The organism is Burkholderia sp. LMU1-1-1.1 (assembly GCF_040675865.1).
In the GTDB taxonomy this organism is placed as follows: Bacteria; Pseudomonadota; Gammaproteobacteria; order Burkholderiales; family Burkholderiaceae_D; genus Rugamonas.
Window position 1 is genome coordinate 284637 of the sequence record NZ_JBEGHG010000086.1, and the last position, 15198, is coordinate 299834.

Genomic DNA, 15198 nt, shown 5'->3' on the forward strand with positions numbered 1-15198 from the left:
CGTCGCACCGCTCATTGCGCCGCTTGCGACTCCACCCAGCGCAGCAGGTCGCGGCCGAACACCCGCGTGCGGGCCGTGTCGATCTGGCGCCGCTTGTAGGCCTCGTGGCTGGCCGGACCGGCCAGGCTGCGCTCGTAGCTGGCCTGGTCCATCAGCTGGATCTCGTACTCGAAGAAAAAGCCGACGTCGTATTCCTGCTCGCCGCCGGCGCCGATGTTCGGGTGGTCCGGCTGGACGTGGATCATCTTGCGCACCGTCACCTGGATGCTGTTGAAGCCGCTGCCGCTGTGCGGGTTGTCGCAGCGCGTCTGCGGCTGCGCCAGGTCGGCCAGTTCGGCGTCCATGGTTCGCAGCAGCTCGAACGGATAGTCGTCGCTGTGCTCGATCCGCGCGCGGTATTTGTTGAAGATTTGCTTGGCCGCATCGAGGTCGAGCAAGGTGTTGCGGGTGCGCTCGGCGTCGACGTTGGTGACCGACAGCAGATGCGCGCGCTGCAGGCTGCGCAGCGCCAGCAGGCATTCGAAGCGGGTCGCGAACACCAGCCGCACGCCGAGGTGGTCGAAGATGTCGGCGGCCAGGTAGGCGGCCTTTTGCAGCAGCTTGAGCAGGATGCTCTTGCGGCCCTTGTTGTCCTTGCGCTCGTAGTGCAGCATCGGCAGGCAGACCTCGCCGTCGGTGAGGAAGTGGCGGTCGCCGTCGTGCCGGATCACCTCGTCGAGGGTGGCGAACACCTGCTCGCGGATGGCGTGGAAGTGGCGCAGCTTGAGGTTGTTGTCGATGTAGAAGATGCCGTGCATGACCTTGAGCACGGCGCACGACCACATGCGCCGCACGTCGACGTTGGTGCCGCGCAGCGAGGCGTACACCAGCAATTGCAGCGGATCGTCGGGATGGCTGACCTCCTCGGGGATCAAGCCGGCCTGGCCCGGGGCGAGGAAGGTGCAGGCGAGGAAGTCGACCGCCTCGCGGTGGGCGCGGGCGATGATCGCCGGCGCGGCCGGCTGCTCCAGGTCGAAGCCGTACTCGCGCACGAATTGCCGGGCGTCGTGGAGATTGCGTAACGCCAGCGCGCCGAGGTCGATGGCCGACACGCCGTTGGCGATGGCATTCAGATAGCTCCAGTTCAGCGAGAACCTGCCACCGCTCTTGAGCGAGGCTCGTAGTTCAGTCATGGCGTCCTGTGAGGGCTGCGATGTCCCAGTATTGCAGCCTGTTAAGCGAGCGTCAATCGATACCAACCGTTACCGTCGCCGGTGTCTCTTATTGCCAAATGGCAAATTATTAGGGTTTTATTTTTCACAAGTTTATAATGGTGGCCTTGATTCTTCGCTGACACCCATGACCTTTTTCAATCGCCGCCTGGCCGCGCTGGACGGCTGGTTCGCCCGCTGCACCGCTTTTCTGAGCCGTCCGCGCGCCGCGTGGCACGCGGCCTGGATCGTCCCCGTCCTATTCGGCCTGGTGTCCGTGATGAACGGCCAGGATGATGGCTGGGACATGCGCAACTATCATCTATATAACGCGCACGCGCTGATGAACGGGCGCATCGGCGTCGATCTGGCGCCGTCCGGTTTCCAGACCTACTTCAATCCCACCATCGACCTGCCGTATTATTTCCTGAACCGTTGGTTGCCGCCGCAGCTGGTCGGCTTCGTGCTCGGCGCGCTGCACGGGCTGAACTTCGTGCTGCTGGCCCGCATCGCGCGCGAGCTCATCGGCAAGCACCAGCGTCTGGTGCTGCTGCTGGCCGGCGCGTGCATGTTCGCGCCGGGCTTCTTGAGCGAGCTCGGCAATACGATGGGCGACAACCTGACGGCGCTTTTCGTGCTCGGCTCGTTGTATATCGTGCTGCGCCACTGGGACGGCCTGCCGCAATGGGGCGCGGGCGCGGTGCTGGCCATGGCCGGCGCCGGTGTGGCCATGGGCTTTAGCGCTGGGCTCAAGCTAACCAACGCGACCTACGCGGTGGCGCTGTGCCTGGCCTTGCTGACCGTGCCGCTGCCGTGGTGGCAGCGTTTGCGGCTGGCGCTGGTGTTCGGCGTCGGCGTGCTCGGCGGCATCGCGGCGACTGCCGGCTGGTGGTTCGTCAAGATGTGGAACACCTTCGGCAATCCGCTGTTCCCGCAATTTAATAACATCTTCCACAGCCCGCTGGCGACCGAGAAAGGCGTCATCGACTTCTACTTCCGTCCGGTCGGCTGGATCGAAAATCTGCTGTGGCCGTTCATCTTCGCGTTCAACACGCGGCGCGTCTCCGAGTTGCCGATGAAGCTGGCGGTGTGGCCGCTGCTGTACGTCTTGCTGGCCGTGTTCGTGGTGGTCTGGCTGCTGCGCCGCCGTGCCCGGGGCGGCCAAACCGCTGGTCAAAACACCGGCCCACATGGCGGCCTGCCGCAAACCGCATCGCCGGCGCTCGCTCCGCGCGCGGCCTTCACGCTGGTGTTTTTTGTCACCGCCTATATCGTCTGGATGCGCATGTTCAGCATCTACCGCTATCTGGTGCCGCTTGAACTGCTGGCGCCGCTGATGATCTGGATCGTCTGGCGCTACCTGGCGCCGGCCCGGCAACGGCTGGCCGGCGTGGCGCTGGCGCTGCTGGTGGCCGGCGTGTTTCCGGTCGCTAACTGGGGACACCAGGCCTGGGGCGAGCGCGCCTTCAGCGCCGAGGTGCCGCTGTTCGCGACGCCGGCGCAAAGCATTGTCTTCCTCGCCCAGCCCGATCCGCCGTCGGGCTGGCTGTCGATCTTCTTCCCGCACGAGGTCAAGATCATTTCGCTGGACACCGGTTTCCCCGAATCGCCGGCCTGGCACGCGCTGCGCGGGAAGGCCATCGCCGAGCGCGCCGGTCCGCACTATGTGGTGTTTGCCGCCAGCAAGAACGATCGGGACGGCTCGCTGTTGCGCAAACTGGCCGTGGCGCAGTCGTTGGGCCTGACCGGAAGCCCGTCCGGGTGCCGCAAACTGGCATGGCTGCTCAAGCGCACGGTCGAGGTGCGCAACTTGCCCGACGGCGGTTGCACCTTCGATCTGCCGCCCAAGTACCGCCTCGACCTGGCCGCGCTCGACCGCGCGGCCGTCGAGCGGCTGGCGCAAAAGCTGCCGCAATACGGGCTGCGGCTCGATGCCGGCAGTTGCGCGATCCGCCAGGCGGCCGTCGGCAAGGAGCCGTATCCGTACCAGATGTGCGGCGTGACGGTGTTGCCGAAATAAGCGCTTGGCACGCGCACGGATTTCCTGGTCTGGGGGGAGGGATGGGCGCCGATGATTGCACGCGGGCGGCGGGCTGTTGCATTTAACTCTACAATGGACGGAAGTCAATATTGTATGGAGCCGGCATGTCCTTTCTGATCGTCCTCGCCGCACTGGTGTTCCTGATGCTGGCAGCTTATCGCGGCTACAGCGTGATCCTGTTCGCCCCGGTGGCCGCGCTCGGCGCGGTGCTCTTGACCGATCCGGGCGCGGTGGCGCCGGTGTTCAGCGGCATCTTCATGGACAAGATGGTCGGCTTCATCAAATTGTATTTCCCGGTGTTCCTGCTGGGCGCGGTGTTCGGCAAGCTGATCGAGATGTCCGGCTTTTCGGAATCCATCGTCGTCGCGGCGATCCGCTACATCGGCCGCACGCGCGCCAACGCCGTCATCGTGCTGGTGTGCTCGCTGTTGACCTACGGCGGCGTGTCGCTGTTCGTGGTGGTGTTCGCCGTCTATCCGTTCGCCGCCGAGCTTTACCGTCAGAGCAACATCCCCAAGCGGCTGATGCCGGGCGCCATCGCGCTGGGGGCGTTTTCGTTCACCATGGACACCTTGCCGGGCACGCCGCAAATCCAGAACATCATCCCGACCACCTTCTTCAAGACCACCGGCTGGGCCGCGCCGTGGCTGGGCACGATAGGCGGCATCGCCACCCTGGCGGCCGGACTGGCCTTCCTGGAATGGCGCCGCCGCTCGGTGATGGCCACCGGCGAGGGCTACGGTGTCGAGGATAAGGCCAAGCCGGCGGCCGGGCAGTCGCCACAGCGCGGGCTGCCCCATCCGTTGCTGTCGGTGGCGCCGCTGCTGCTGGTGGGCGTGGTCAACTTCGCGCTGACCAAAATGATCCCCGTCTGGTACGGCGAGAGCTACGCGCTGACCGCCGACGCCTTGCCCGGCCTGCACGCGACCATCACCACGCCGATCAAGACGCTGGTCGGCATCTGGGCGGTCGAGGGCGCGCTGCTGCTGGGGATCATCTTCGTGGTCGTGACGGCCTTCGCACGGGTCCGTGACGCCTTTGCCGAGGGCACCAAGGCGGCCGTCGGCGGCGCGCTGCTGGCGGCGATGAACACGCCGAGTACGGCTTCGGCGGCGTCATCGCCGCGCTGCCCGGTTTCGTCGCCGTCAGCAACGCGCTCAAGAGCGTGCCGGATCCGCTGGTCAACGCGGCGGTGTCGGTCACCACGCTGGCCGGCATCACCGGTTCGGCGTCCGGCGGCATGAGCATCGCGCTGGCGGCGATGTCGGACCAGTTCATCCGCGCGGCCGAGGCGGCGCAGATTCCGCTGGAGGTGATGCACCGCGTGGTGGCGATGGCCAGCGGCGGCATGGACACCTTGCCGCACAACGGCGCCGTCATCACCTTGCTGGCGGTGACCGGGTTGACGCACAAGCAATCCTACCGCGAGATCTTCGGCATCACCGTCATCAAGACGGCGGCGGTGTTCTTTGTGATCGCGGTTTACTACTTGACCGGACTGGTTTAAGCGCCACCGGCGCTGTCAACGCGGGCGGATACTGCTTCTGGCAATTGGGGCAGAAGAAGCTGCGGCGCTTGGTCTTGCCCAGATGGCCTTTGTGAAACGGCAGATCGCAGCGCGGGCAGACGCGCTTGGTGTGCGCCAGCCAGTGCTGCTTGAGCACGAAGGCTTTCTTCCATTCCAGAAAGTCGAAACTGTATTCGCGCGCCTGCGCCACCAGCTCGCGCAGCTTGGCCGCCGGCAGCGCGCCCACCGTCGACAGCGGATGGACGCGGATGCGGAACAGCACCTCGTTCTTGATGATGTTGCCGACACCTGCGAAGATATCCTGGTCGAGCAGGGCGTCGCACACCAGCGTGTCCGGCGCGGCGCGCAGCTTTTTGAGCGCCGCCGCCGCCGACCAGTCGTCGGACATGACGTCGCCGCGCCAGTCGTACTGGCTGTCGAGATCGCCTTCTATCGTCTTGACCGAGCAGGTGTAGAAGTTGAGCTCTTCGCCATCGTCAAACTCCAGGCTCAGGCGCGGCGTCGCATCCTTGCGCTCGTTGATCCGGTAGCTGCCGAACATCAGCAGGTGGATGCGCAGCGCCAGGCCGGGCAACTGGATCAGGAAGTGCTTGCCCCAGCTGCGCAGGTCCAGCACCGGCTGGCCGCGCAGCGCCTCCATGTCGACGCCCTTGGTGTTGCCGCTCGCTTGCACGATGGTTTTGCCGATGAAGCCGGCCGTCTGCTCGCGCATGATGACGATCGATGGTCCTTCAGGCATGGAATGCTCCGGTTCGCAATGAAGCCATCAGTGTGCGCCGGCCGCCACCAGCGCACTGTTCGCCAGCCCACCGAGCGCGGTCCGTTTGCCGTACTTGTGGTTTCATGGCAGTATTGCCGATCTGTTTTCCATGCAGGTTTATCTTGAAAGGTCTATCTTGAAACATACGCTGCTCATCACTTCCTTGCTTGCCGCCGGTCTGGCGCAGGCCGCCACCGGTCCCGAATTCAGCCCGCAGAAGTTGTCGCAAGACGTCAAGGTGCTGGCGTCCGACGAGTTCGAGGGCCGGGGCCCGAACACCGCCGGCGAAACCAAGACCGTCAATTATCTGATCGAACAGTTCAAGGCGGCCGGCATGCAGCCGGGCGGCGATCCGGTCAAAGGCAAGAAAGGCGAGCGCAGCTGGACGCAGGACGTGCCGCTGGGCCGTTTCGAGATCAAGGGGCCGGTCAAGCTGTCGGTCAAGGACGCCAAGGGCAGCCAGGAGCTGAAGCAGGGCGACGACCTGGCCGTGCGCGCCTCGATGAGCGGCGCCAAGCTGGTCGACTTCAAGAACGCGCCGCTGGTGTTCGTCGGCTACGGCGTGACCGCGCCGGAGCGCAAGTGGGACGACTTCAAGGGCGTCGACCTGAAGGGCAAGCTGGCGGTGGTGCTGATTAACGATCCCGATTTCGAGACCGGCGCGGGCGAGTTCGGCGGCAAGGCCATGACCTACTACGGCCGCTGGACCTACAAGTACGAGGAAATGGCCAAGCGCGGCGCGCTCGGCACCCTCATCGTGCATGAGACGGCGCCGGCCTCGTACGGCTGGCCGACGGTCAAGAATTCCAACACCAACGTGATGTACGACATCGTGCGCAAGAAACCGTCGGAGGCGCACGCGCCGATGGAGGCCTGGATACAGCGCGATCTGGCGGTCGACCTGTTCAAGCGCGGCGGCCAGGACTTCGAGGCGCTCAAGAAACTGGCGCAGACGCGCGACTTCAAGCCGGTGCAGCTGAAGGACGTCACCCTGTCGGCCCACTACGCGGTCGACGCGCAGGTGATCACGTCGAAAAACGTGGCCGCCCGCATCGTCGGCGCCAGCAAGCCCGACGAGACCGTGATCTACAGCGGCCATTGGGACCACCTGGGCGTTGGATTACCGAACGCCAAGGGCGACAAGATCTACAACGGCGCGGTCGACAACGGCACCGGCCTGGCCGCGCTGCTGGAACTGGCGCGCGCCTACGGCAAGGCGCCGGCACCGGCGCGCAGCGTGCTGTTCCTGGCCGTGACGGCCGAGGAGAAGGGCTTGCTGGGCTCGGAGTACTACGCGCAGAACCCGCTGTACCCGCTGGAGCAGACGGTCGGCGTGATCAATATGGACGCGTTGAGCCCGCAGGGCTTGTCGCGCAACTTCACCATCTCCGGCAGCGCGAAAGTCGAGTTGCTCGACCAGTTGATCGCCAAGGCCAAGGAATGGAACCTGGTGTATTCGGCCGATCCGAAACCGGAGGCCGGCTACTTCTTCCGCTCCGACCACTTCCCGTTCGCCAAGCGCGGCGTGCCCGCCATTTCCTATGGCTCGGGCAATGACTTCGTCGATGGCGGTCTGCGGGCCGGCAAGCAGGCCGAGGAGAGCTACACCACCAACAACTACCACCAGCCGTCGGACGAGTGGAGCGCCGACTGGTCGTTCAAGGGCATGGCGCACGACCTGGGCATGCTGTACTCGCTGGGCCGCGACCTGGCCGAGTCGAAGGCCTGGCCGAACTGGGCGCCCGACGCCGAGTTCCGCGCCGCGCGCGACAAGACGGAGGCCAAGCGTAAATAGTTTTATGTTTAACTAAAATGCAATAAAATGGTTGCGCGCCGGCTAGGAAGCCGGCGCGCTTTTGCAGGGACAATTCCCATTACGAGGAGATACCGCATGACCATGTCCATACGCCGTACCACGATCGCGGCGTCCGTCGCGATGTCCGTCGCCCTGCTTGCGGCTAGCCCGGTGCAAGCCGCCGAAGCCGCCAAGCCGGCCGCGACCAAATCAGCCAAGTCCGACATCGCCATTCCCGATATTCCATACACCAAGTTCGTGCTGAAAAACGGCCTGACCTTGCTGGTCCACGAGGACCACAAGACGCCGGTGGTGGCCGTCAACACCTGGTACCACGTCGGCTCCAAGAACGAGAAGCCCGGCAAGACCGGCTTCGCCCACCTGTTCGAACACCTGATGTTCAGCGGCAGCGACAATTTCAACAAGACCTACATCAACGCCATGCAGCAGATCGGCGCGACCGACCTGAACGGCACCACCAATCCCGACCGCACCAACTACTTCCAGAACGTGCCGACCTCGATGCTGGACTTCGCGCTGTTCGCCGAGAGCGACCGCATGGGCCACCTGCTCGGCGTGCTGGACAAGAAAAAACTGGACCTGCAGCGCGGCGTCGTGCAAAACGAAAAGCGCCAGGGCGAGAACCAGCCGTACGGCGTCACGCGCCAGCTGCTGACCGAGAACACCTGGCCGGCCGGCCATCCCTATTCGTGGACGACGATCGGTTCGATGGCCGACCTGGACGCGGCCTCGATGACCGACGTGCAGGATTGGTTCAAGAATAACTACGGGCCGAACAACGTGGTGCTGGTGCTGGCCGGCGACATCACGCCGGAACAGGCGCGCGAGAAGGTCGAAAAATACTACGGCGACATTCCGGCCGGTCCGCCGCTGGCCAAGCACAAGGAATGGATCGCCAAGCGCACCGGCACCCATCGCGGCACGGTCGAGGACCGTGTGCCGCAGGGGCGCATCTACCGCGTGTGGAACGTGCCCGGCGCGCACACCGCGACCGAACCGCTGCTCGACCTGGCCGCGCAGGTGCTGGGCGGCGGCAAGACGTCGCGCTTCTACAAGCGCCTGGTCTACAAGGACCAGCTGGCGAGCGACGCCAGCGCCGGCAACTACAGCTCAGAGATCGCCGGCCAGTTTTATGTTGTCCTGACCGCGCGCCCCGGCGCCGATGTGGCCAGGATGGAATCGATCGCCGACGAGGAATTGCGCGCGCTGATGAAATCCGGCCCGAGCGCCGCCGAGCTGGACATCGCCAAGACCGCGATCCTGGCCTCCTACACCCGCATCGTCGAGCGTGTCGGCGGCTTCGGCGGCAAGAGCGATTTGCTGGCCAGCTGCACCACCTACACCGGCAATCCGGACTGCTACAAGGAGTACCTGGCGGCGGTCAAGGCGGCCACGCCGGCGCAGGTCAAGCAGGCGATGGGCGCGTGGCTGGACGACGGCGACTACGTGCTGGAAGTCAAACCGTTCGCCACCAACTACGCCACCACCGCTAAGCTGGACCGCAGCAAGCCGCCGGCGCTGGGCAAGGCCGAATCGCTGAACCTGCCGCCCATGCAGAAGGCCACCTTGTCGAACGGCTTGAAGGTGGTGCTGGCCGAACGCCACGCGGCGCCGGTGGTCAACTTCTCGATGATGGTCGATGCCGGTTACGCGTCCGACTCGCAGGAGTTGCCGGGACTGGCGAGCCTGACGACGAATATGCTCGACGAAGGCACGGCAACCCGCAGCGCGGCCAAGATCAGCGAGGAATTCGAATCGCTGGGCGCCAACTTCTCCGTGAGCACCAATCTCGACGGCGCCTCCGTGCAGCTCAACGCGCTCAAGGCGACGATGCCGAAGGCGCTGGACGTGTACGCCGATGTGCTGCTGCGTCCGGCCTTCGCCCAGAACGAGCTGGACCGTTTGAAGAAGGACCAGCTGGCCGCGATCCAGCGTGAAAAAGCCAATCCGTCGACGATGGCCTTGCGCGTGATTCCGTCGCTGGTGTACGGCAAGGGCCACGCCTATTCGCTGCCGCTGACCGGTAGCGGCACCGAGGCGTCCGTGGCGCGCATCGGCCGCGACGACCTGGTCAAGTACCACCAAGCCTGGTTCAAGCCCAACAACGCGACCTTGCTGGTGGTGGGCGACACCACCCTGGCCGAGATCACGCCGCTGCTGGAAAAAGCGTTCGGCGGCTGGAAGGCCGGCGAGACGCCGAAGAAGAACATCGCCCAGGTGGCGCCGGCCGACAAGCCGGTGGTCTACCTGATGGACAAGCCCGGCGCGCTGCAAAGCGTGATCTACGGCGTGCAGCTGGCGCCGCCGCGCAACTCTCCGGACGCGGTGCAGCTTGGCGTGGTCAACAACATCTTCGGCGGCAACTTCGGCTCGCGCATCAACATGAACCTGCGCGAGGACAAGCACTGGTCGTACGGCGTGCGTTCCAGCCTGTCGCCGGCGCTGGGCCAGCGTCTGTACATGAGCACGTCGCCGGTGCAGAGCGACAAGACCAAGGAAGCGCTGCAGGAACTGGTGCGCGAGTACGGCGACATCGCCGGCGCCAAGCCGATCACCGCCGCCGAACTCGCGGAGGCCAAGAGCAACGAAACCTTGGCGCTGCCGGGTTCGTTTGAAACGGCTGGGCAACTGGCCGGCGCCTACAGCACCATCCTGCAGTACAAGCTGCCGGAGACCTACTACAACACCTTCACCGACACGGTGCTGGCGATGACGCCGGAGCAAGCCAACGCGCTGGCCGCGCGCACCATCGCGCCGGGCAAGCTGGTGTGGGTGGTGGTGGGCGACATGAGCAAGGTCGAGAGCGGCGTGCGCGAACTGAAGCTGGGCGAAGTGCGCAAGATCGACGCCGACGGCAATCCGCAGTAATCAAGCGCAGAGACGGCCGCAAAAAATCCCCGCCGGAGTAACGCCGGCGGGGATTTTTTTTGATCGGACGATATGGTCCACCAATAAACCACGTAACCACGCAGGGCGGATTAGCGCAGCGTAATCGGCCATGCGCGCGCGCCAGCGCCGCCTCCATCACCCGCGCCGTCAGCGGGCGAGCTCCGCAGCCTGCTCCGGTTGATACAGCACCTCCAGGATGCGCACCCGCACCAGTTGCCCGTCCGGACGGGGCCAATCGATGGCGTCGCCCACGGACAGCCCCAGCAGCGCGCTGCCGACCGGCGTCAGGATCGAGATCGCGTCGGCGGTGTTGGCCAGGTCCCTCGGATAAACCAGGGTCAGGCGCAACTCCTCGGGCGGCGCGTCGATCTGGAAGCGCACGGTGGAGTTCATGGTGACGACGCCGGCCGGCATGTCCTGCGGCGCGACGATCTCGGCGCGGCCGAGTTCCTCCATCAGCCTCTCGTGGGTGGCGGCCTCGGCGGGCGGCAGGGCGTCGAGCAGGATCTCGAGCCGTTCGGCGTCGAGCGATGAGACGATGATTTTCGGTTGCATGATGATAGCTCCAGGTAAGTGGTTGCGGATAAGCGGGACGGCGAACGTGGCAAGGCCGCGTGCGATCGCGTATCTCGTCTAAGGATTGTTGCTGTGAGGGCGGCTCGGCAGTGCGAAGAAGACCGGGTGATCTCGCGGGGCGCTTACCGAGCCCGGGAAAGGCCGGCGGAGTTGCGCGCCGTTGGGGCGGCCGCAGGCGATGCCCCCTCGTTCAGGGACGAACAATGATTCTTCGCGGGAATGCGGAACATGTTCATGAGGAAATCGATATCGAGGGAGCCTGGGTTCAGTATATACCAAGGCTCCCCGGCGCGCCGGTCCTACTCCAGCGCGTCCTTCAATCCCGGCGCGAACTCGGCGCCGTGCTTGACTTGCGCGGTCGATGGCTTGAGCGCCTTGCCGATCGGTTCGGCGCGCCCGCTCAGGCACTTGGCCAGGAAGTTCTCGGTGACGGCGTTGAAGGCGATGTTGTTGACCGGCCGCGCGAAGCCGTGGCCTTCGTCAGGGAACACCACGTAGGTGACCGGAATGTTCTTGGCCGCCATCGCTTCGACGATCTGGTCCGACTCGGCGATGTTGACGCGCGGATCGTTGGCGCCCTGGCCGATCAGCAGCGGCCGCTGGATGTTGGCGGCGAAGTTGAGCGGCGAGCGTTCCTTCAACAGCGCCTTGCCTTCCTCGGTGGTCGGGTCGCCCATGCGCTTGTAGAATTGCTGTTTGCCCGCCTCCCAGTATGGCGGGATCGTCTTGAGCAAGGTGAACAGGTTGGACGGGCCGACGATGTCGACCCCGCACGCGAACGTGGTGGGCGTGAACGCCAGCCCGGCCAGGGTCGCGTAGCCGCCGTAGGAGCCGCCCATGATGGCGACCTTGTCGGCGGTGGTGACGCCGCTCTTGACGGCCCAGTCGACCGCGTCGATCAGGTCGTCGTGCATTTTGCGGCCCCATTGCAGATCGCCGGCGGAAATGAAGTTCTTGCCGAAGCCGGTCGAGCCGCGGAAGTTCACCGACAGCACCGCATAGCCGCGGTTGGCCAGCCATTGATGGTAGCCGTTGTAGCCGTAGCCGTCGCGCGCCCACGGGCCGCCGTGCACCAGCAGCACCATCGGCGCCGGCTTGCCGGGCTTGCCCGCGCCGTCGGCGTTGGCCGCTTTCGGCAAGGTCAGGTAGGACACCAGCGTCAGGCCGTCGCGCGACTTGATCTCCTGCGGATACATCTGCGCCAGCGGCGCGCCTTCCAGCTCCGGACGGGTCACGTACAACTTGGTCAGGCGCTTGGCCTTGCGCTCGTACAGCCAGGTGGCCGGCGGCGCCGTGACGGAATCGGCCGAGACCAGCCATTTGTCGTCGGACTCGGTGCGCGAGCCCACCGTGAACTGGCCCTTGATGTTCTTCTTCAGGAAGTCGAGGTCGGCCTTGAGGGCCGGCGCCAGCGCCACGTATTCCTGCTTCAGGTAGTCGACGCTGTAGGCCTGCGCCGCGCCGGTTTTTGGATCGTACAGCGCGCTGGAGATATCGGCCCGCGCGTCCTGCGCCACCACCGTCGTCTTGCCGGTGGCGACGTCCTGCGCCAGCAGCGCCGAGGTGTTGCGCCCGCGCGAATCGGTCCAGTACAGCGTCTTGCCGTCGGCGGTGAAGGTCAGCGGCGCGGTGGTCTGCGCGTCCTCCAGGCCGACGTCGGCCAGCGGCTCGCCATCGGGCTTGCCGTCCTTGAGGCGGAAATAGGTGGTGCCGCCGTCGGGACGCGCCTTCTCGGCCACGCGCAGGTTCAGTTGCTCGTCGGCCAGGAAGCCGGCGTAGCCGTCGTTTTGCAGCAGCAGGGTCAGTTTACCGGTGGCCGGTTCCAGGACGTAGACGTCGTGCCAGCGCGCATCGCGGTTGTTCAGGCCGATCAGCACGCGGTCCTTGACCTTGTTGCTGTAGGCGATGGGCCGCACGCGGGTCTTCTCGAACGGTGTCAGGCTGGTTTGCTTGCCGCTGACGACGTCGACGCCGTACAGCAGGAAATTCTCGTCGCCGCCCTTGTCCTGGATGAACATCAATTGCTTGGAGTCGGGCGACCAGATGGCGGTGCGGATGGGCCGCGTTTTTTCCTCGGTCAGCGCGCGGGCCTTGGACGGATCGGCGGCCGGCGCCACCCACACGTTGAGCACGCCGTCACGCGGCGCCATCCATGACAGCCACTTGCCATCCGGGCTGAGGCGCCCGCCGGTCTTGCTGGGATTGCCGAAGATCTTGGCCCGCTCGATCAGCGGCACGTCCGGCGCGGGGGCATCGGATTGGACCGGGGACTGGGCGTGGACCGGCAGCATGGTGGCGAGCACGGCGGCGGACAGCAGGTAGCGCATCATAGGGACCTCATCGTTGTGGAAAGAATGAAAAAATCGCAATTCGATGATAGACGAATATGAAGTTGCCAGGTTGACCATGCGACAGGCGGCACAATCCGGGGGATGGACGGCGCGTCGGCCGCCCGGAATCAGGCTGGAGGAGGTTGCCTCACGGGATGGCGTTTCAGGGTCCCGGCGGGAGGGCCCGGGAATAAAAGCCGAAGCGGTTGCCGCCGGCTTGCTTGGACGCGTACATCGCGTGGTCGGCTTGTTCCATCAGCCTGTCCGGCGTGTCGGCGCCGCCCGGCGCCAGCGCGACCCCGATGCTGGCGGAGATGACGATGTCGTGCTGCTTGATATGGAATGGTTTTTCCATCTGCTCCAGAATTTTCCTGGCCACGTGCTCGACGTGTCCGTTCCCGCCGAGGTCCTGAACGATGATCGTGAACTCGTCGCCGCCGAGCCGGGCCACGGTGTCGGTCTCCCGCACGCACGAGCGCAGGCGCGCCGCCGCGTATTGCAGCAGCAGGTCGCCGGCGTCGTGGCCGTAGGTGTCGTTCGCGTCCTTGAATTTGTCCAGGTCGATAAACAACAGGGCGACCGGCGCGCCGGAGCGGCAGGCGTGGCGCACCTCGTGTTCCAGCCGGTCGCGGAACAGGCAGCGGTTGGGCAGGCCCGTCAGCGGATCGAAGTTGGCCTGCCGCCAGTTGCGCAGCTCCTCGGCCTTGCGGTCGGTGATGTCGCGCGAGGTGCCGGCGACAGCCTCCACGGCGCCGTCCTCGTCCAGGACCGGGACGAATATATATTCATACACGTTGTCGCGCCCGGAAGGCAGCGTAAAGCGCACCTCGCCGCGCGCGTGCTGCCTGGAATGGATGACAAATCGCACCTGGCGGTCTTTTTCGGCGGCGTGCGGAAAGTCCAGGTCCTGGAAGCTTTTCTCGAGGACCGCGTGCAGCGGCCATCCCACCAGCTCGAGGAAGGCTTTGTTGGCGTAGGTGAAGCGGCCGTCGAGGTCGAACGTGAAGCCGAGGTCGGGCGTGGACGACAGGATGGCGTCGAACACCCGGGTTTGCTGTTCTTTTTCGTAGTAGTAACTGGTGACGGACTCGCTCAACGCCTGGTCGATCGCCTCGTTGAACCGGATCAGGTCGACCACGCCGGCGGGCGGCATCGGATGGTTTTCCGGCACCCGCTCCCACAGCCGCGTCACGCTGGCGCGCAGCGCCCGGTATTCGGACACGGCCGCGATCAGGCTGAAACCGGACTGCATGCGCGCCATGCCGTGCTCCGTGGCGGCGGTCGGTTGCGCGGGCGACGGCTGCACGCCGCGTCCCTTGGATTTCTGCGCCTGCTCGAACGCCGTTTCGGGCAACGCCAGATCGGCCGCCATCGTCTCCAGCATATGCCTGGCGTGGTCGAGCAAAATCACCCGGTCGAATTTATACTTCGCCGGCGCCAACGTGGTGGCGAAGGTCGCCCATTCCTCAAGAATGGTATCGATGTGCTCCAGAATGAAGTCCGACAGCGCCATGTTGCGCCTCCACCAGCAGCCCGATCCTTGAACATGGGTCGGTCGACATGTGTGGTGTGACAAGCGCCATGGAAAAAGGTTCTCGGCCGGCGCCGGCAGGGGCGACGCCGGCCATTGCCGGGTTTAACGTTGTGGAACGACGATCACGGTTTCGCCGGCTTTGCCCTTGTCGCCGGTCTCGCCTTTGGCGCCGTCGTAGCCGGTCGCGCCGGTGGCGCCGGACTCGCCCTTGGCGCCGTCGCTGCCCGAGACGCCGGCCGCGCCGGTGGCGCCGTCAAAGCCGGGCGCGCCGCTGTCGCCGGTTTTACCGGTGGCGCCGGTGGCGCCCGCCGGGGCCTGGGCACCGGTCGCGCCGGTCGCTCCCGTGGCGCCTGGCGCGCCGGCGGGGCCGGCGACAACCTGCACCACCGGTGGCGGCGTTTCGCGTTGGCAGGCGGTCAGGGCGAGGGTCGAGGTCAGGGCGAGCAAGATCAGTGCGGTTTTCATATGTATCCTTTGGTGGTGGGGTGGTCTGCCTGCAGCATGTTCCCCCGCACCGTGCTGGTCCGTGCGTTT

9 protein-coding genes and 1 pseudogene are annotated in these 15198 nt (G+C 65.5%); 4 read left to right on the forward strand and 6 right to left on the reverse strand.

Going from position 1 to position 15198, the window contains the following annotated elements; translation table 11 throughout:
* Nucleotides 1–11 precede the first annotated feature (11 nt).
* Entirely contained in the window at nt 12–1172 is a 1161-nt protein-coding gene (locus MRBLMU1_RS32450) for a TIGR04552 family protein (protein WP_363510839.1), read from the reverse strand.
* Nucleotides 1173–1338: 166 nt separating this feature from the next.
* Here MRBLMU1_RS32450 and MRBLMU1_RS32455 point away from each other — a divergent pair, with 166 nt between their 5' ends.
* Nucleotides 1339–3210, forward strand: a complete 1872-nt coding sequence (locus tag MRBLMU1_RS32455; protein WP_363510842.1) for a hypothetical protein — start codon at nt 1339–1341, stop codon at nt 3208–3210.
* Between the two features lie 125 nt (nt 3211–3335).
* Nucleotides 3336–4738: pseudogene (locus MRBLMU1_RS32460) on the forward strand (GntP family permease).
* Here the strand turns inward: MRBLMU1_RS32460 and MRBLMU1_RS32465 are convergent.
* Nucleotides 4680–5498 (reverse strand): DNA-formamidopyrimidine glycosylase family protein, encoded by an 819-nt coding sequence (locus tag MRBLMU1_RS32465; protein ID WP_363510845.1) that lies wholly within the window; start codon nt 5496–5498, stop codon nt 4680–4682. The pseudogene MRBLMU1_RS32460 and the gene MRBLMU1_RS32465 overlap by 59 nt on opposite strands.
* A gap of 130 nt (nt 5499–5628) precedes the next feature.
* Here MRBLMU1_RS32465 and MRBLMU1_RS32470 point away from each other — a divergent pair, with 130 nt between their 5' ends.
* Both MRBLMU1_RS32470 and MRBLMU1_RS32475 read left to right on the forward strand, forming a co-directional pair.
* The gene (locus MRBLMU1_RS32470) at nt 5629–7314 is read left to right on the forward strand and encodes a M28 family metallopeptidase (protein WP_414646143.1); all 1686 of its coding nucleotides are present in this window, start codon (nt 5629–5631) and stop codon (nt 7312–7314) included.
* Between the two features lie 96 nt (nt 7315–7410).
* Nucleotides 7411–10203, forward strand: a complete 2793-nt coding sequence (locus MRBLMU1_RS32475) for a M16 family metallopeptidase (RefSeq protein WP_363510851.1) — start codon at nt 7411–7413, stop codon at nt 10201–10203.
* A 168-nt stretch (nt 10204–10371) separates the two neighbouring features.
* On the opposite strand, the gene rnk is transcribed toward MRBLMU1_RS32475, so the two are convergent.
* The 4 genes from rnk to MRBLMU1_RS32495 all read right to left on the reverse strand — a co-directional run bounded on the left by rnk (nt 10372) and on the right by MRBLMU1_RS32495 (nt 15129).
* The gene (gene rnk / locus MRBLMU1_RS32480; RefSeq protein ID WP_363510854.1) at nt 10372–10779 is read right to left on the reverse strand and encodes a nucleoside diphosphate kinase regulator; all 408 of its coding nucleotides are present in this window, start codon (nt 10777–10779) and stop codon (nt 10372–10374) included.
* A gap of 320 nt (nt 10780–11099) precedes the next feature.
* Nucleotides 11100–13130, reverse strand: coding sequence for a S9 family peptidase (locus tag MRBLMU1_RS32485; protein ID WP_363510857.1), 2031 nt, complete (start codon nt 13128–13130; stop codon nt 11100–11102).
* A 163-nt stretch (nt 13131–13293) separates the two neighbouring features.
* Nucleotides 13294–14643, reverse strand: a complete 1350-nt coding sequence (locus MRBLMU1_RS32490; protein ID WP_363510860.1) for a diguanylate cyclase domain-containing protein — start codon at nt 14641–14643, stop codon at nt 13294–13296.
* 123 nt (nt 14644–14766) lie between these two features.
* Entirely contained in the window at nt 14767–15129 is a 363-nt protein-coding gene (locus MRBLMU1_RS32495; RefSeq protein WP_363510863.1) for a collagen-like triple helix repeat-containing protein, read from the reverse strand.
* Between the last annotated feature and the right edge of the window lie 69 nt (nt 15130–15198).

What these genes read in the sequence shown, in the direction of transcription:
- rnk (WP_363510854.1), bottom strand. Translation starts at nt 10,779, where the DNA reads ATGCAACCGAAAATCATCGTCTCATCGCTCGACGCCGAACGGCTCGAG.
- MRBLMU1_RS32495 (WP_363510863.1), bottom strand. Translation starts at nt 15,129, where the DNA reads ATGAAAACCGCACTGATCTTGCTCGCCCTGACCTCGACCCTCGCCCTG.
- MRBLMU1_RS32450 (WP_363510839.1), bottom strand. Translation starts at nt 1,172, where the DNA reads ATGACTGAACTACGAGCCTCGCTCAAGAGCGGTGGCAGGTTCTCGCTG.
- MRBLMU1_RS32465 (WP_363510845.1), bottom strand. Translation starts at nt 5,498, where the DNA reads ATGCCTGAAGGACCATCGATCGTCATCATGCGCGAGCAGACGGCCGGC.
- MRBLMU1_RS32455 (WP_363510842.1), top strand. Translation starts at nt 1,339, where the DNA reads ATGACCTTTTTCAATCGCCGCCTGGCCGCGCTGGACGGCTGGTTCGCC.
- MRBLMU1_RS32490 (WP_363510860.1), bottom strand. Translation starts at nt 14,643, where the DNA reads ATGGCGCTGTCGGACTTCATTCTGGAGCACATCGATACCATTCTTGAG.
- MRBLMU1_RS32485 (WP_363510857.1), bottom strand. Translation starts at nt 13,130, where the DNA reads ATGATGCGCTACCTGCTGTCCGCCGCCGTGCTCGCCACCATGCTGCCG.
- MRBLMU1_RS32475 (WP_363510851.1), top strand. Translation starts at nt 7,411, where the DNA reads ATGACCATGTCCATACGCCGTACCACGATCGCGGCGTCCGTCGCGATG.
- MRBLMU1_RS32470 (WP_414646143.1), top strand. Translation starts at nt 5,629, where the DNA reads ATGCAGGTTTATCTTGAAAGGTCTATCTTGAAACATACGCTGCTCATC.